This is a genomic window from Xanthomonas bonasiae, assembly GCF_014836395.1.
GTDB classification, from domain to species: Bacteria; Pseudomonadota; Gammaproteobacteria; order Xanthomonadales; family Xanthomonadaceae; genus Xanthomonas_A; species Xanthomonas_A bonasiae.
This window is the reverse complement of record NZ_JACSQX010000004.1, coordinates 99,701-117,128: the sequence shown is the minus strand read 5'-3', so window position 1 is coordinate 117,128 and position 17,428 is coordinate 99,701. Positions and strand designations below refer to the sequence as shown.

Genomic DNA, 17,428 nt, shown 5'->3' with positions numbered 1-17,428 from the left:
GGCAAGGGTCGCGGCAGGTGGGGATCAGGGCGAACAGCGGGCGGCCAGCGCCGGATCGACGGCGAAGCGCCAGGCGTCCATGCGCGCGCTGCGCGGCAGGTAGTCGATCTGCACCGGCTTGCCGTCGCGCTCCAGTTTCAGTTGCATGTGCGTGTGCTCGTCGGCCATCGCCTGTTCCAGCGGGGTGTACTCGACGATGCGGTCGTTTTCCTGCACCCCGGCACGGGCGGCGGCAGACTCGGGCAGCAGGTTCTTGACCACGCCCATGCGCATGCGATCGAAACCGAGTTCGAACGGCTGGTGCGGCGCCGGCACCACGCGGTAGCAGCCGTACGCCGGCGCGGGCGGCACGATCAGCTTGCCGGCGACCATCGCGTCGAACTCGCTGCCGGCGCCGGCGCCGAGTTCGCGCACCACCATCGCGCGCCATTCGGGTACGCCGATGGTCTCGCCGGCGCGCTGGCGCTTCAGCACTTCCAGCACCAGGTCGTCCACCGAATGCGCCTGCCGGCCGTGCTGGCGCAACTGCGCATCGACGCTCACCAGGTACATGAAGCCGCGGCCGTACGGCACGCGCTGGGCGCGCGCGTCCTTCCAGAAACGTTCGCCGGCGGCGCTGTTGTCGAGCGCGCGGAACGGGTTGTCGTAGTAGCCGTCGGCGCGGTGGTTGATCGCCTGCAGGAAGGCGTCCTTGTCGTACACGCCGGCGCGCAGCGACAGCAGCAGCGAGTAGAACTCGGCGGTGCCTTCGGTGTACCAGGCGGTGAGCGCGTGCTCTTCGCCGTCGAGCTTGGGCCAGGTGTGGGCCATCTCGTGCGCCAGCAGCGCCTGCGGGCCCTCGGCGATGGTCTGGCCCTGCGGCCCGTAGCCGAACATGAAAGAGTGCGCCAGGCCGGTGCCGCCGCCCGCTGGATACGGATTGCGGCGGGCGAAGGCGCGATAGTCCGAGCCGTCGTCGCCGAAGAAGCGCGCCATGTAGCGGTACAGCTGCCCGGTCTGCTTGGCCAGCAGTTGCGCGTCGAACGGCGGGGTGTCCATCCAGTAGAAATGGAAGACGTCGTCGTCGTTTTCCGGCACCCGGTGCATCGCGCCGACGGCGTAGTAGGAGAAGCGCAGCAGGTCGGTCGGCGCGGTGGTGCGCTGCTCGCCTTCGCCGACGCTCCACACGCCGCGCGCACCGGCCGGCAGCGCGCTCAGGTCCCAGCGCAGATGGATCCGGCGCGGCGCCTCGCCCGGCGGCAGCGCCATGAAGTAGACGCCGGCGCCCATCAGGCCGCCGTCCTGCGCGCGCAGGTCGAACAGCGGGCCGTTGCGGGTGTCGGCATCGACGGCGCGCGGCGGCGTGGCGTAGTCCACGTCGACATCGCCGACGCTGGCGCGGGTGGCGAGGTAGTTGCGGTACTTGCCGGACGGGTCGGGCGCTTCGTCGACGGCGCGCAGCGGCAGGGCGCCGCGCGCGTCGCGCACCTGGATCTGTTCGGCGCTGTAGGCGGCGGTCGGCGTGGACACCAGTTCCACCGGCATGCGCAGCAGCGGCGCGCCTGCGGCGACCTTGGGCGCGGGCAGGTGCAGGTGCACCTGCAGCGCGCCGATCCGGCCGGCGTCGGCCTTGGGCGTGAGCACCACGTCCAGCGGGACCGGGGCTGTCGGCGGTTCGGCGGCGAGCGCGGCGCAGGCCGGCGCCAGGAGCAGGACGAGGGGGAGCCAGCGGAAGGTGCGTGCGGTCATGGTGTGGCCTGGGGCAGGTAGGCGATGCATTCGATTTCCACCTTGGCGCCCAGCGCCAGGGCGTTGGCGCCGATGGCGCTGCGTGCAGGCAGGTGGCCGGGTTTGAAACGGCGCACGTACAGGGCGTTGAACGCGGGCCATTGCGCCATGTCGGTCAGCATCACCGTGCACTTGGCGACGTCGTCCATGCCGGCGCCGGCCAGGGCCAGGGCGCTGGCGACGTTGTCCAGCGCGTTGTTGGCCTGGGCGCTGAAATCCTCGGGCAATCCGCCCGGCGCGGCGCTGCCGATCTGGCCGGAGACGTAGAGCGTGTCGCCGGCACGCACCGCGGCCGAGAACGGCGCGCCGGGCGCGGTGCCGTAGTGGTGCAACGCTGCAGGCGCGGCCTGTGCGGTCCATGGCAGCAGCGTGCACAGCAATAGCAATGGGAGTCGCTTCATGACAGGGCCTCGATCAGGCGTTCGACATCGTCGCTGCCGTTGTAGAACGACGGCGACACTCGGAAATAGTTGCGGTAGAGGGTGACTTCGACGCCGGCGGCCTTCAGCTTCGGCGCCAATCGCTTGCCGACGTCGCGCTGGGCGAAGGACACCAGCGCGGAGCTGGAATCGGGCGGGGTCATCGCGTCGAAGCCGAGCCGCGGGATCGCGGCGTGCAGGCGCGCCAGCAGCGGTTGCCGCCATTTCTGGATCGCGTCCACGCCGATGCGCTCGATCAGTTCCAGCGACGTCGCCAGCGCGGCGGCGGCGGAATTGTTGAGCGTGCCGACCTCGATCTTGCCGGCCAGGCCGCCGATCGCCTGCGTCTCCAGCGGCGGCTCGCCGGGCGGGTCGAACGGCAGGATGTGCGAGACCGTTTCGCCTTCCTGGCGGTAGCCCCATACCATCTGCCGCAGCGCGTCCTGGCTGGCGCGGCGCGCATACATCACGCCCAGGCCGAAGTCGCCCATCAGCCATTTGTAGGTGGAGCTGGCGGCGAAATCCACGCCGCTGCCGTGCAGGTCGATCGGGGTGTTGCCGGCGGCCTGGATCAGGTCGGCGTAGACCAGCGCGCCGCGGCTGTGGGCGAGGTCGCAGACCGCCTTGAGGTCGTGCTGGAAGCCGTTGACGCTGGACACCAGGGTCAGCGCGACCAGGCGCGTGCCCGGGGTGATCGCCTTGTCCAGATCCTCCAGGCGGATGCGGTTGTCGTGCGGGCGCACCACCTGCACGTCGAGGCCGCGCTTGGCCAGTTCCATGTACATGAACAGCGAGCCGTTGAAATGGTAGGCGTCGGTGACCACGCGCTGGCGGCTGTGGGGGATGCCCAGCCCGTTCAACACCAGGTTCTCGCCGAACATGGTGCTGGGAATCCACGCCAGTTCGTCGCGGTCCGCATGCAGCAGCCTGCCCAGCGCGGCCATCGCGCGCTCGCGGTCGCCGCCCATGTCGACCTTGTCGGCTCCGGCGTTCATCAGCCGCGCATCGAGGAAGCCGCGCTGCGCCTGCGCGGCGGCACGGCTGACCGGATGCATGTAGGCGCCGTTGAGATAGCAGCCGGCGATCTCGAAGGCCTGGTTGAGGCCTTGCAGGCCGCGTGCGGGCGTGGACGCAGTGGCTGTTGTGGCCGCGGCGACATTGCCGGCGAGGCCGGACAGCGCGGCGGACAGCGGCAGCGCGCCGGCGGCCGCCAGCAAGTGCCGGCGGGTGGGATCGAAACGGGGCGAGCGCGTGTCCATGGTGGCGTTCCGGCAGGCGAGGGTCAGTTCAATGCAGTTCGGCTTCGGCTTCGATCTCGACCGGGATGCCGAACGGAAGCTCGGCCATGCCGACCGCGCTGCGTGCATGTTGGCCCAGTTCCGGCCCCCACAGCGCCAGCAGCAAATCCGAGCAGCCGTTGATCACGTTCGGCAGGCGCTGGAAGCCAGGCGCGCAGCGGACCATGCCGAACACGCGCACCCAGCGCTTGATCCGCTCCAGGCTGCCCAGGCTGCGTTCCAGGCTGGCCAGCATCGACAGGGCGGTGGCGCGCGCGGCGGCATAGCCCTGGGCTTCGTCCAACTCGTCGCCGACGCGGCCGACGCCGCCGGCCATGCTGCCGTCGGCGTGTTGCGGGCCGTGGCCGGAGATCAGCACGCGGGTGCCGATCACGTGCACCGGCGCGAACGGCAGGATCACCCCGTCGGGCACGCGCAGCGGCGGCGGCAGGGTCATGCCGAGCGCACGCAGGCGCGCGCTCACGGTGTCGGAGGGAGGGACGTGCGGGGTCTGCATGGGATGGGGGATCGGGCTCATTGAAGTTTCTTTGGGGCCGGCGCGAACGGGGCCACGCCCAGGGCGCGGTAGATCTCGGCGGGCAGGTACAGGGACTGGTCCTTCACCACCAGCGCGGGCTGGCGGATCGCGGCGATGTCGGTGGTCGGATCGCCGGGCAGCAGCACGAAGTCGGCCTGCTTGCCCGGATGCACGCTGCCGAGCCGGTCGGTGCGGCCGAAATGCTGCTCGCTCTGCCAGGTGCCGGCGCGCAGCGCCTGCTGCGGGGTCAGCCCGGCGGCCACGTACAGCTCCAGTTCGCGGTGCACGGTGAAACCGGTGGTGTCGTCGGTGCCGGGCAGCAGCACGGTGCCCTGGCGGTGCAGGCGGCCGATCAGTTGCAGGGTCTTGTCCAGCGCCTGCCGGTAGTGCGCATCGGTCTGCGCGTCGAGGTCGGGCACGAAGGTGCGTTGGCGGTAGCGCTGGTAGGCGATCGGCATGTGCGACAGGTACGGCGCATCGGCGGGCAGCACGCTGCCGGCGCGGCTGAGCATCAGCCGCTCCAGGATCACGTCGGTGGTGTCCAGGGCGATGTCGCGCTGGCGCATCAATTCCAGCGTATGGCGCACGTTCGGCGCGTCGAGGTCGAGCGCGGCCACGCGCTTCATCGCGGTCAGCCGCAGCGGCGTGCGCGTGTCTTCCTCGGGAGAGAGCACCCAGCCCAGCATCAACTGGTTGATGTGGGTGATCTCGTCGTAGCCGGCGGCGATCATCGCGTCGGCGTTGGTGAAGGCCGGGATGTGCCCGGTGACGCCCATGCCCAGCGCATGCGCGCGTTCGGCGATCGGCGCCACCCACGCCGGGTTCATCGAGTTGTAGAGCTTGATCTGCCAGTAGCCGTGGGCCTTGTACCAGGCGACGTCTTTCAGCGCGTCGCCCAGCGTATCGACGACGAAGCCGTTGCGCGCCGAATACGCGCTGCGGCCTTCCAGGAAGCCATTGCGCACGATGCGCGGGCCGGCGATCTCGCCGCGTTCGATGCGCGCGGTCAGGTCGAGCAGGAAGGTGTTGTCGTTGCCCATGTCGCGGGTGTTGGTGACGCCCGCGGCCAGGTACCACAGTCCGGAGGACAGGGTGCTGTGCGAATGCATGTCGTGCAGGCCCGGGATCACCGTGCCGCCGTTGCCGTCGTAGACGCTGTCGCCGGGCGCCGGCTGCCAGCGCGCGTCCATCGAGACGATGTGTCCGTCGGCGACATGCAGGTTCACCGCGTCGCTGCGCAGTCCGTTGACCGGATCGAACACATGCACGTTGCGCAGCCACAGGCCGCGCGTCAGCGGATGCGCGAGTTGGCGCTGCAATGCCTGCGCATGCGCGAACTGCTGCGCCTTCACCGCATCGGCGATGGTCGCCACCTGCGCCTGGTAGCCGTCGCGGATCGCCACGGCGTCGTCGTCGATGTCGGCCAGCAGGGCGTCGTCGGCATCGACGGCGAGGTAGTGCGGTTCCAGGTCCAGGCCGGACAGCCGCAGCAGTCGCGCCTGCAGCGGCGGCGCCCCGGCCTGGCCTTGCAGCGCCAGCGTGCCGACCAGTTCCAGTTGCATGCGGCCGCTGGGCAGCACGTCCAGGGCATGCTCGGGCGCGGCCAGCAAGGCCTTGGCGTAGGTCCACATCGCCCACGGACTGCTGTCGTTGGTGATGTACAGCGCCGGTCGCGGCTGCGGCCGGCGGCCGCTGTCGGCCTGGCTGCTCCATTCGGCGACGCCGTCGCGCCATTGGTAGCGCTCGGCGACCTGGCCGCCCATCAGCGAGGTGCCGGCGACCGACCAGGCCAGCGGCAGCGCGTGCTCGCCGAGCACGATCGTCTCGTGGTGCTTGGGGCCGCGGCCGTTGTTGTCGACGTGGTAATCGACTTCGTAGGTGTCGCCGTCGGCCGTGGCCTTCAGGTAGCCGACGTTCTCGCCGTTGGCGATCAGCACCAGCGATTGCGGCGCGGTGGCGGCGCTCGCGGCGTGGCCGGCGAACGTGCAGGCGAGGGCGAGGGCGGCGGACAGCGGCAGCGTGCGGGTCATTGCAGGAAGTCCTTCAGCAGGCTGTGCAACTGCGGGCGCAATGCGTCTTCCGCGAACACCGCATGGCCGCCGGGCAGCAGGCGGAAATCGATGCGCGCCGGATCCAGGGCGCTGTGGTGCAGCGCGTACCAGGGGCCGAGCGCGGGCACGGCCAGGTCGTAATAGCCGTTGAGCGCGAGCACATGGAAGCCGGGGTTGGCCTGCGCGAGGCGCGCCAGGTTCGGGGTGGGATTGAAGCGCAGCGCGCTGCCGAACGGGCGCGGGCCGGCGCCATCGTCGGCGGCGAAGCGCCAGGCCATGGCGATGTCGATGTCCAGGCTGACGTAGTCGCGCGGCAACGCAGTGCCGAACAGGCCGTGCAGGTAGTCGGCCATCACCGTGGAGGTGATCTGGTTGCTGCGGCCCAGGCCGAGCGCCGGATCGTTGGCGGCCGAGGGCCGGCCGTTGTCGGCCGCGTGCGGCGCCGGCAGCGGCGCGGCGATGCGGCTGTCGAGCCGGCCGATCTGCCGGCCGTCGGCGGCGAGCACGCCGAGCCGGAAGGTTTCGACATCGGGACGCAGGTCGGCCGCCAGCAGCGCTTGCGCCGGCAGGCCCAGCAGCGCGGCCAGGCGCGCGGCGATGCGGCTGCGTGCGTCGGCGGGCAAGGCGCTGCCCTGCAACAGGGCCTGTGCGTAGTCGCCGAGCGCGAACGTACGTGCCTGCGCATAGACGCTTGCGACCGGTTGCCCGGCCAGTTCGCCCTTGCCGTGGGCGGCGGCGGCGACGATCAGCGAGGGCAGGTCGAACATCGCGCGCAGGTCGTTGCCGGGGCTGTCGTCGCCGCTGGTGGCGTCGAGCAGCGGCGAGACCAGCAGCACGCCGGCCGGACGCAGGTCGGCGATGTCCGCGGCGAGCAGGGCGAGCCGGTAGCCGCCGTAGCTTTCGCCGGCGATGTACAGCGGCGCGTGTTCGCGCCCGTGCGTCTTCAGCCAGTGGCGGATCATCGCCTCCACGGCCTTGGCGTCGCCGTGGTCGGACCAGTAGCGCGCGCGTGCGGCGGCATCGGCCGGGGCCTGGCTGAAGCCGGTGCCGGGCGGGTCGATGAACACCAGGTCGGCGGCATCGAGAATGCTGTGCGGATTGGCGATCAGCGTCTGCCGTTTGCCGTTGCGCACGCGCAGCCGCGGGCCGAGGCCTTCGACCTGCAATACCGACGATGCGCCAGGCCCGCCGTTGAAGGCGAACAGCACCGGCCGCGTACCGGCATCGGTGCGCTCGGCCAGATAGCCGATGGCGCTGATCGAGGCGGCGCGGGCGCCGTCGGCGGCGGCGAAATCGAGTTGGTCGAAGCTGACCCGATAGCGCAGCCGCTGCTCGCCGAGGCGGGCCTGCTGCGGGCTGGACAGCAGGGTCGGTCGCGGCAGCGGTGCCGCGTCGTCGGCGACTGCGGCGAACGGCAGCGCCGTGCACAGCAGCAGGGCCAGGCCGTGGATCCATTTCATCGGGGAATTCCGCAACAGGAGGAAGGGCCGGCCGCCGTGCGGCGGCCGGCGAGGCGCATCAATAGTCCCAGGCCAGGGTCAGGCCGACCGTGCGCGGCTGGATCAGCGTGGCGCCGAGCGTCGAACTGGCCAGCGAGCCGCGGCGGTTGGCGTTGATGTAGCCGACCTCGTCGGTGAGGTTGCGCACGTACAGCGTGGCGCTCCAGGCCTGGCCCTGTACGCCGGCGTTGAGGCCGACGGTGGTGTAGCTGGGCAGGTGGATGCGCGGGATGCTGGCCGAGGTGGTGAACTCCATGTCGCGATCGCCCATGTAGGCCACGTCCGCGCCGGCGAAGCCTTCCAGGTTGCCGCCCAGCGGGAAATAGCGCTTGAGCGAGGCCGAGGCGCTGTTGCGCGCCGAGTACGGCAGGCGGTTGCCGTCCTTGCCGTAGGCGGAGGACCCCTCGGTGTAGCCGGGGATGTCCTGTGCCAGGGTGGCGTCGGTGTAGGCGTAGCTGGCGGTGACCTTCCAGTCGGCCGACGGCACCCAGTTGACCGACAGTTCCAGGCCCTGGCTGGTGGCCTTGCCGGCGTTGGTGGTGTAGCTGCTGCCCAGGGTCGGCTCGACCTGCGAGATCTGCAGGTCGCTCCAGTCGATGTAGAACAGCGCCGCGTCCAGGCTCAGCGAGTGGTCCAGCAACTGGGTCTTCAGGCCCAGCTCGTAGCTCCACAGGCTGTCGGAGTCGTAGGAGAACGGGACGTTGGCCACCAGGGTGCCGTTGCTGCCGCCGGCACGGTAGCCGGAGGCCACGCGCAGGTAGGTCATCAGCGCGTCGTTGAAGCGGTAGCGCGGCGAGAACAGGTAGGTGGTGGCGCTGTCCTTGTTGCTGTCGAAGCTCTGGGTGGGGTCCTGCAGCAGGCCGCCGGTGTCGCTGTTCTCGCGCAGGCTGTTGCGCGCGTAGCGGGCGCCGACCTGGATGTCGAACTGCGGGGTGAAGTGGTAGGTGCCGTCGGCGTACACCGCCTTCTCGCGGTAGGTGCTGTCGCCCAGCGAGACCAGCAGCGGGAAGTCGCGGTAGATGGTGCCGCTGGACTTGTCGGCGATGTAGAAGTTCTGCGTGCTCTTGGCTTCCTCGTCGCTGTAGAACGCGCCGACCTGCCAGTCCAGCGCATGCTCGCCCTGCGAGACCAGGCGCACTTCCTGGGTGGTGCGGTCGGTGTTGTAGCGGTTGTCGATCAGCGAACTGGGGTTGTCGCTGTCCAGGCCGAAGATGCCGGCGAACACCGGCGCGAGCCGGCCGATGGTGGTGTAGCCCACGTCCTGGTAGGCCCGGCTGCGGTGCTGGGCGTAGCCGCTGATGCTGTCCAGCATCGCCCAGCCCAGATCCCAGCTGACCTTGGTGGTGTAGAAGCGCACCTGGCCCTTGAAGGTGTCGCCGCCGTTGATGCGGTCGTGGCTGTACTGGCCGTACAGCGGATGCAGGTCGGGATCGGTGTCGACCACCGAGCTGGAGCCGGTCTCGGTGTCCTGGAACAGCGCCGAGGAACGCACGGTCACCGTATCGCTGACGTTCCACAGCGCCGAGACGCGGCCGCCGCGCACCTGGCTGTCGTTCTCGTCGTCGCTGTTGGTGTTGTGCACGAAGGCCGGGTCCTGGCGCTGGAACAGGCTGACCCGCAGCGCGAAGCGGTCGGAGAACGGCAGGTTCACCGAGGTGCGCGCGTTGTAGCCGGAACCGCCGTGCGCGGCCGTGGAGCCGCCGGCCTCGACGCGGCCGAAGGTCGCGCTGGTGTCCGGATCGGTCATCACGTACTTGATCAGGCCGCCCATGCTGCTGGCGCCGTACAGCGTGCCCTGCGGGCCGCGCAGCACTTCGATCTGCTGCAGGTCGGACGGGTCCAGGTCGGGGATGGCGCCGGTGCTGAGCGCCGACCCGTACGGCACGTCGTCGATGACGATGCCCGAGGTCGGGCGGCTGCCGAGGCCGGAGTCGGTGGCGATGCCGCGCAGCACGATGTTGCTGCTCATCGGCGACTGGATGTAGGACAGGCCGGGCAACTGCGCGAAGTAGTCGGCCAGCTTGTAGCTGCCTTCGCTGCTCATCTTCTCGGTGTTGAGCACCTGGATCGACATCGGCACGTCCTGCAGCCGCTCGCTGCGCTTCTGCGCGGTCACGGTGATGGTGTCCAGCTGCTTGGCCGCGGTGGCGCCGTTGTCCTGTTGGGCGAGCGCGATGGACGGCAGCAGCAGGAGCGCGCTGGCCGGGCAGCACAGGGCGCGCGAAATGAACTGGGAGAGACGGTTGCGGCGGGCTACGGATGACATGGGCGGGACTCGTCTGGCGGGCGGTGGGCGGGATGGGTGGAGCGCGAACCACGGGTGCTGCGGGGACTGCGGAATGTCATGTCACCAGGTGCGGCGGACCATCTGGCGGATGTCGTCGGCGAGGCCGGCGGCGGTGCGCTCGACCGTGTACATCATGTGTCCGCCCTCGTAGTAGCGGGTGCGGACCTGCTGCATCGGAAACCCCGACTGCGCGGCGAGATAATCCATTGCGCCGATCGTGGTCTGGCTGTCGTAGTAGCCGTTGCCGACCAGCAACCGGCACGTCGGATTGGCCACCAGCAGTTCGCGCAGTTGCCCGACCCACGGGTAGTCGCCGAACGGCGATTTGTTCGCGTCCCAGTCCCAGGCGTTGAAGTCGCTGGAGGTCGGCATCGCGGTGGAGTAGTGGCCCGCCTGCGCGGGGACCTTCAGCACCTGCCGGTAGTAGCGCTCGGCGGCGGCGTTGTAGTCGGGCACGCTGCCGGAATTGCCCTGCGCATCGAGCAGGTAACGGCCATCGCTGGACGCCAGGATGCGGCCCGGGAACAGCTGGCGCGCGTAGGCGACCTTGGACAGTTTCAGATCGGCCTTGAGCCAGGCGTCGGCCGACAAGCCGGTGAAGCCCTGCAGCGCCTGCGCCACTTCCTCGCGCTGCTGCGCGCTGGCGCGGTTGCCGAGGAACAGGGTGCTCAGGTAGCGCTCGCGGCCGTAGGCGGAGGCTTCATCGACGAACTGCGCCAGGCTGCGGCCCTTGCGTTCGACCTTGCCGTGGTACCAGCCGAGCGCGGCCAGGGTCGGCAGCGACACCGCGTAGCTGACGATGTTGTCGCGGCGCTGCGCGTATTCGAGGATGTTGGCGGCCTGGCCGAGCAGGACGATGCCGTCCACCGCGATGCCGGCGGCCTGCAGTTGCGTGGCCGCTTCCGGCGCGCGCAAGGTGCCGTAGCTTTCGCCCAGCAGATACACCGGCGAGCCGCGCCGGCCGTGCCGGTCCAGCCATGCCGCGACCAGTTGCGCGAGCTGGCGCGCATCGGCGCGGGTGGAGAACTGGCTGGCTGGGGCCACGCCCTCGGCGACGCGGCTGTAGCCGGTGCTGGCCGGATCGAAGATGACGATGTCGGCCGCGTCCAGCGGCGAATAGCGATTGTCCACCAGCTTGAAGCCGGCGGCGTCGGCCTGCAGGTCGTCGGGCACGGCCAGCCGCTGCGGGCCGAGCAGGCCGAAATGCAGCGGCGTGCTGGCGGCGATCGGGCCGCCGTTGAAGGCGAAGAGCAGTGGCCGCGCGCTGGCGGCGGACGTGGCGACGTAGGCGGTGGAGACCAGGCGTGCCGCCGGGCGCCCGTCGGCGTCGGTAGTGGCATAGGTTTCCACCGTCGCGGCGTAGGCGATGCGCTGGCCGTTGAACACGCCGTGGTGCTGGGTGGTGACCGGCGAGGGCAACGACACCGGGCCCAGCGTGGTTGGATCGACGAAGCCCGGCTCCGCGGCGTGCGCGGTGCCGGCAGGCAAGGCCATCGCCAGGGCCAACGCCAGCAGTGGCTGCAGCACTCGGGTCTTCGGCGGCACAGGGCCGGGGCGTGCGGTCGCGGAGCGCATGGGCTAGTCCGTGCTGGGAAGAGAGGGAGAGGCGGCGAGGAAGGCTTCGAACGCGCGGCGGCCCTGGGCACGGCTGGCGCGTTCGGAGTACCACATGTGTCCGCCCTGCAGGCACAGGTTGGTCACCCGCGCGGCGTAGCGCGGGCCGGCGGCGCGGGTGGTCTCCACCGAGCTTTCGCAGGGCCAGCCGTCGTAGCGGCCGCGCAGGCTCAGCACGCGCAGCTGCGGGTCCTGGTCCATCGCCTTGCGCAGCGGCGCGTCGGTGCCTTCGGGAAGCTTCTGCGAGAAATCCCACAGTTGCGCCATCCAGTCGTCGGGCATTCCGGACTTCGGGTCGACGTAGCGCGGCAGCGGATGGAAGGCGTTGCCGAACGGCCCGCGATACAGCAGGTCGCTCTCGAAGCCGAGCTGCTGGCGCAGGTAGCGGTTGAACACGCGCGAGGTGCCGTTCATCAGGCCGGCCATCGGCAGCAGACTCGGGTCGATCCCCGGCATCCACGGCGCGTCCTTGGCGCGGCGCGGCGCGGTCATGCGCAGGTCGTAGCGGCCCAGCTCACGGCCCTGGTCGGCGAGCAGGCGGTCGGCGAAATCGGCGGTGGAGATAGTCAGCTGTTTGGCGTCGATGTCCTGCGCGCGCAGGCCGCTGAAGCGCGCCAGTGCGGCCAGGATCCGGCGCCGCGCCTCCGGCGTCTGCGCCGCCGGGGCGGCCAGGAACGGCAGGTAGTCCTGCTGCGTCCACGCCTGCGCCTGCGCCACCGCGGTGGTTTCGTCGAGCGCCTGCAGCGTGGCGTCGAGGCGATGATGGTAGTGCGCGGCGGCGGTGAACTGCGGCACGTTCAACGCGTCTTCCGGGTACGCCGCCGGCGGCGTGCCCAGGTCGAAGTTGTAGGACACCAGCACCACGCCGCGCACCGGCATGCCGCGCCGCTGCAGCGCCGCGGCGACCAGCATCGCGCGGGTCACGCCATAGCTTTCGCCGGCCAGGTACAGCGGGCGGTCCCAGGCGTCGTGGCGGGTGAGATAGACCCGGATCGCTTCGGCGATCGTTTCGGCATCGCCATGCGAGGTGTACAGCGTCGGCAGGTCCTTGGCTTCGACCGCGCGGCTGTAGCCGGTGCCCAGCGGATCGACGAACACCAGATCGCTCGCGCCCAGCCAGCTGTCGGCGTTTTCGACCAGCGGCCGCTCGCTCTGCGCCGGCGTCCAGTCCGGCAGGCGATCGGCGGTGTCCAGGCGGCGCGGGCCGACGCCCATGTGCAGCTGTGCCGAATTGGAGCCGGGGCCGCCGTTCCACAGGAAGGTGAGCGGCCGCACCGCGCCAGCACTGGCCGGGGCGCTGTAGCCGACGAAGAACACCGACGCCAGCAGCCGCCCGGTCGGATCGTCGTAGATCGGCAGCAGCCCGGCCTCGGCCGCGTAGCGCAACGTGCCATGGCCCTCGACGGCGACGCTGCCGGCCGAGCGTACCTGCACGTCGGCATGCGCCGGGACCGCCGCCGCTGCGTTGGCGACGCCGGCCAGCCACAGCGCCGACGCAACTGCGAACGGACGCAGCCAGGCGTTGGCGCGACAGCACGATCTGACGGACGGCATGGACGTCGACATGGTCTGCTTGGTTGTCCCCTGGAGCGTGGCGCCGCACCCGATGCGAGGGCGCGGCGGTGGTTGACCGGCCCGCGGAACCGGTGGCGCCGCGGGCTGAATGTTGCTTCAACAGTTTGTTGATATACAAAAATAATTTGTATGTCAAGAGCGCGTCACATCGTTCCTGTGCGGACCTGCGCCGTTGCGTTGCCGTCTCGACGCCCGCGGGCGTAGCCGGCAAGATGGCCAGTGCGCATTCGCCGGGCACTGCTCAGGACGGGACGATTCGATGGCAATAGCGAAACAGGGCGGGGCGCCGCACAAGGGCGCGGCACCCGCCGCCAAGCGCAAGCGCGGCAAGGCGGCGCATGCGCCCGCGCCTGCGCAAGGGCTGGGCGCGGGCGTGCAGGTGCGCGACCTGTTCGAACTGCTCAAGCCGGTGGTGGCGCTGCTCGGCGGGGTGATCGGCGAGAACATCGAAGTGGTGCTGCACGACCTGTCCGCGCCCGGGGCCTCGGTGCTGGCGATCGCCAATGGCCATGTGTCCGGGCGCAATCTCGGCGATCCGATCCTCAGCGGCCCGCGCGAGGACGCCGGCTTCAGCGAGCTCTACCGCGACGTGGCCGGCACCGGCACGATCAGCTGGGCGATCGTCGACGAGTACCAGACCACCAATGCCGCCGGCCGCCACCTGCGCTCGGCCACGCTGCTGTTCCGCGACGGCGCCGGCCAGCCGGTGGCCGCGCTGTGCCTCAACGCCGACATGACCGTGTTCGAGATGGCCCATGGCTGGCTGGAGCAGATGCTGCACCGGAAGGCGAAGCCGCCGCGCAGCGAGGCGCCCGCCGGCGAGGTCGGGCTGGAGGCGATGATGCAGGAGATCATCGACGACGCGGTCAAGCGCTTCATGAAGCCGCCGGCGCTGATGAACAAGGAAGAGAAGATGTACGCGGTGGAGGCGATGATGCATCGCGGCCTGTTCCTGATCCGCAACAGCGTGGAACAGGTGGCCACGGCGCTGGGGGTCAGCCGCTTCACCATCTACAACTACATCGAGCAGATCAAGCAGAAGAAGGCGGCGGCGCGGCCGTAGCGCTGGAGCAGGGGCGGCCGGGGCGTGCGGCGCTCACGCCATGGCCGGTCGCTACGGTCATTCCTCGTTGAAAGAACGAATGCCGTGCCGACGCGGGTGCCGGTCGCGCCCGATTTCATCTCAAATTGTAACGAGATCGACGTCGCCGGCTGCGCGTCGCGGACCGCATGCGGCGATCCGTCGCATGCAGGTGCGGCAATGTGTCGCACGCAAAAACACGCCTGTGCGCACGCTCGGCCTTGTCAATGGCTTTCGGAGATGCCGCACGGCAGCATAAAATGCGTGGTCGATCGCGCATGCCGGCCAGGATGCCGCAGGAAACGCGGAAACGCCCGTCCGGGCCGCTCCCCGTTCGCCGTTGCGCGGTCCGCATCCCCTACGCAATTGGATCGTTCGATGATTCCGTTGAAACAACTCCGGCGCTCGCTGCGCTCCGGTCTGTTGCTCCTGCCCGCGCTGCTGCTGGCCGGGTGCGACGCGGCCATTCTCAACCCCAAGGGGCAGATCGGCCACGACGAAAAGACGTTGCTGATCACCTCGGTGGTGCTGATGCTCCTGGTGGTGGTCCCGGTCATCGTGATGACCCTGGCCTTCGCCTGGCGCTATCGCGCGTCCAACACCAAGGCCCGCTACGAGCCGAACTGGTCGCACTCCACCGCGATCGAGGTGGTGGTGTGGTCGATCCCGTGCATGATCATCCTGGTGCTGGCGGTGCTGACCTGGCGCTCCTCGCACGAGCTGGATCCGTACAAGCCGCTGGACTCCAAGGTCAAGCCGATCGTCATCGAGGCGGTGGCGCTGGACTGGAAGTGGATGTTCATCTATCCGGAGCAGGGCATCGCCACGGTCAACGAGATCGCGTTCCCGGTGGATACGCCGCTGAACTTCAAGATCACCTCCGACACGGTGATGAACTCGTTCTTCATCCCGCACCTGGGCACGCAGATCTACGCGATGGCCGGCATGGAGACCAAGCTGCACCTGATCGCCAACGAGCCGGGCGACTACTTCGGCCTGTCGGCGAACTACAGCGGCCACGGCTTCTCGAAGATGGGCTTCACCGCGCACGCCACCGACCAGGCCGGGTTCGACGCCTGGGTGGCCAAGGTCAAGGCCGCGCCGAAGGCGCTGGACCAGGCCGAGTTCCAGATCCTGGCGGCCAACCGCAACGACAAGGCGCAGTACCCGGTGACCTACTACTCGTCGGTGCAGGACGGCATGTTCAAGTCGTTGCTCGACAAATACATGATGGGCAAGGGCCACAAGATGGAAGGCCACGACGCCCATCCGGCATCGGCTGCTGAGCCGGTCGCCATGTGCACTTCTGGAGACAAGTGATGCTAGGCAAACTCACGCTCGAGGCGGTTCCGTACCACGAGCCGATCATCATGGCGGCGCTCGGCGGCGCCGGCCTGCTCGGCCTGCTGGTGGTCGCGGCGGTCACCAAGTACAAGCTGTGGGGCTATCTCTGGAAGGAGTGGTTCACCTCGGTCGACCACAAGCGCATCGGCGTCATGTACATCCTGGTGGCGCTGGTCATGCTGCTGCGCGGCTTCGCCGACGCGGCGATGATGCGCACCCAGCAGGCGATCGCGCACGGCGGCAACGAGGGCATCTTCCCGCCGCACCACTACGACCAGATCTTCACCGCGCACGGCGTGATCATGATCTTCTTCATGGCCATGCCGTTCATGACCGGCCTGCTGAACCTGATCGTGCCGCTGCAGATCGGCGCGCGCGACGTGGCGTTCCCGTTCCTGAACTCGCTGAGCTTCTGGCTGTTCGTGGCCGGCGCGGCGCTGGTCAACATCTCGCTGGGCGTGGGCGAATTCGCTCAGACCGGCTGGCTGGCGTATCCGCCGCTGTCGGGGCTGGAATACAGTCCGGGGGTCGGCGTCGATTACTACATCTGGGCCTTGCAGATATCGGGTCTAGGCACATTGCTGACCGGCATCAACTTCTTCGTGACCATCATGCGCATGCGCACGCCGGGCATGACCCTGATGCGCATGCCGATCTTCACCTGGACCGCGCTGATCACCAACATCCTGATCATCGCCGCGTTCCCGATCCTGACCGTGGCGCTGGCGCTGCTGGGTGCCGACCGTTACCTGGGCACCCACTTCTTCACCAACGACGGTGGCGGCAACGCCATGATGTACGTCAACCTGATCTGGATCTGGGGCCACCCGGAAGTCTATATCCTGATCCTGCCGGCGTTCGGCATCTTCTCCGAGCTGATCGCCACCTTCAGCCGCAAGCGCCTGTTCGGCTACACCTCGATGGTGTATGCGACCTCGGCGATCGGCGTGCTGTCGTTCATCGTGTGGCTGCACCACTTCTTCACGATGGGCTCGGGCGCCAACGTCAACGCGTTCTTCGGCATCACCACGATGATCATCTCCATCCCCACCGGGGTGAAGATCTTCAACTGGCTGTTCACCATGTTCCGCGGCCGGGTGCGCATGACCGCGCCGGTGCTGTGGACGATCGGCTTCATCATCACCTTCACCATCGGCGGCATGACCGGGGTGATGCTGGCGATCCCGGCGGTGGACTTCGTGCTGCACAACAGCCTGTTCCTGATCGCGCACTTCCATAACGTGATCATCGGCGGCGTGGTGTTCGGCTACCTGGCCGGCCTGACCTACTGGTTCCCGAAGGCGTTCGGCTTCAAGCTCAACGAGACGCTGGGCAAGGCCTCGTTCTGGTGCTGGATCATCGGCTTCTTCATCGCCTTCATGCCGCTGTACGTGCTCGGCTTCATGGGCATGACCCGGCGCATGAACAGCTACAACCACCCGGAGTGGGCGCCGTGGCTGATGGTGGCCGCGGCCGGCGCGGCGATCATCGGCATCGGCATCTTCCTGAACCTGGTGCAGATCGGCTACAGCGTCTGGAAGCGCAAGGACAACCTGGACCTGACCGGCGACCCGTGGGACGGGCGTACGCTGGAGTGGGCCACGTCCTCGCCGCCGCCGTTCTACAACTTCGCCGTGCTGCCGCACATCGACGACCGCGACCAGTTCTGGGAAGACAAGCTCAAGGGCAAGGGCTGGACGCGTCCGGCCAAGTACGAACCGATCCACATGCCGCGCAACACCGCGGCCGGGGTCTGGATCGGCGCCTTCAGCGTGGTGCTGGGCTTCGGCTTGATCTGGCACATCTGGTGGATGGCGATCATCGGCCTGGTCGGCATGATCGGCAGCTTCATCGCGCGCACGTTCGACGACGACGTCGACTACTGGGTGCCGGCAGAGGAAGTGGAACGCATCGAGAACGCGCGTTTCGCCCTGCTGGAGCAGCAACAGGCGGCACATGCCGCAAAGGCGGTCTGA

Annotated in this window: 12 protein-coding genes; 3 read left to right on the top strand and 9 right to left on the bottom strand. The window is 69.1% G+C overall.

Going from position 1 to position 17,428, the window contains the following annotated elements:
* Nucleotides 1-24: 24 nt before the first annotated feature.
* From H9658_RS07425 to H9658_RS07385, 9 genes are all read right to left on the bottom strand, one after another.
* A complete protein-coding gene (locus tag H9658_RS07425; RefSeq protein WP_191824913.1) occupies nucleotides 25-1,728 on the bottom strand; it encodes a M61 family metallopeptidase in 1,704 nt (567 codons plus the stop codon).
* Entirely contained in the window at nucleotides 1,725-2,168 is a 444-nt protein-coding gene (locus H9658_RS07420) for a RidA family protein (protein WP_179570805.1), read from the bottom strand. The genes H9658_RS07425 and H9658_RS07420 overlap by 4 nt, the downstream gene beginning before the upstream one ends.
* The gene (locus H9658_RS07415) at nucleotides 2,165-3,445 is read right to left on the bottom strand and encodes an aminotransferase class V-fold PLP-dependent enzyme (protein ID WP_191824912.1); all 1,281 of its coding nucleotides are present in this window, start codon (nucleotides 3,443-3,445) and stop codon (nucleotides 2,165-2,167) included. Before H9658_RS07415 ends, H9658_RS07420 begins: the two co-directional genes overlap by 4 nt.
* A 28-nt stretch (nucleotides 3,446-3,473) precedes the next feature.
* The gene (locus tag H9658_RS07410; protein WP_206229884.1) at nucleotides 3,474-4,001 is read right to left on the bottom strand and encodes a RidA family protein; all 528 of its coding nucleotides are present in this window, start codon (nucleotides 3,999-4,001) and stop codon (nucleotides 3,474-3,476) included.
* A complete protein-coding gene (locus H9658_RS07405; protein ID WP_191824911.1) occupies nucleotides 3,998-6,031 on the bottom strand; it encodes an amidohydrolase family protein in 2,034 nt (677 codons plus the stop codon). The genes H9658_RS07410 and H9658_RS07405 overlap by 4 nt, the downstream gene beginning before the upstream one ends.
* Complete coding sequence (locus tag H9658_RS07400) at nucleotides 6,028-7,512, bottom strand: S10 family serine carboxypeptidase-like protein (RefSeq protein ID WP_191824910.1); 1,485 nt, start codon at nucleotides 7,510-7,512, stop codon at nucleotides 6,028-6,030. The genes H9658_RS07405 and H9658_RS07400 overlap by 4 nt, the downstream gene beginning before the upstream one ends.
* Before the next feature lie 58 nt (nucleotides 7,513-7,570).
* Nucleotides 7,571-9,817, bottom strand: coding sequence for a TonB-dependent receptor (locus H9658_RS07395; protein ID WP_191824909.1), 2,247 nt, complete (start codon nucleotides 9,815-9,817; stop codon nucleotides 7,571-7,573).
* Nucleotides 9,818-9,898: 81 nt separating this feature from the next.
* Entirely contained in the window at nucleotides 9,899-11,365 is a 1,467-nt protein-coding gene (locus H9658_RS07390; protein ID WP_318241206.1) for a S10 family peptidase, read from the bottom strand.
* A 51-nt stretch (nucleotides 11,366-11,416) separates the two neighbouring features.
* The gene (locus H9658_RS07385; protein WP_191824908.1) at nucleotides 11,417-13,006 is read right to left on the bottom strand and encodes a S10 family serine carboxypeptidase-like protein; all 1,590 of its coding nucleotides are present in this window, start codon (nucleotides 13,004-13,006) and stop codon (nucleotides 11,417-11,419) included.
* Between the two features lie 280 nt (nucleotides 13,007-13,286).
* Here H9658_RS07385 and H9658_RS07380 point away from each other — a divergent pair, with 280 nt between their 5' ends.
* The 3 genes from H9658_RS07380 to cyoB all read left to right on the top strand — a co-directional run bounded on the left by H9658_RS07380 (nucleotide 13,287) and on the right by cyoB (nucleotide 17,428).
* A complete protein-coding gene (locus H9658_RS07380) occupies nucleotides 13,287-14,090 on the top strand; it encodes a helix-turn-helix transcriptional regulator (protein WP_179570811.1) in 804 nt (267 codons plus the stop codon).
* A 396-nt stretch (nucleotides 14,091-14,486) separates the two neighbouring features.
* A complete protein-coding gene (gene cyoA, locus H9658_RS07375) occupies nucleotides 14,487-15,428 on the top strand; it encodes a ubiquinol oxidase subunit II (protein WP_179570812.1) in 942 nt (313 codons plus the stop codon).
* Nucleotides 15,428-17,428 (top strand): cytochrome o ubiquinol oxidase subunit I, encoded by a 2,001-nt coding sequence (gene cyoB / locus H9658_RS07370; RefSeq protein ID WP_179570813.1) that lies wholly within the window; start codon nucleotides 15,428-15,430, stop codon nucleotides 17,426-17,428. The genes cyoA and cyoB overlap by 1 nt, the downstream gene beginning before the upstream one ends.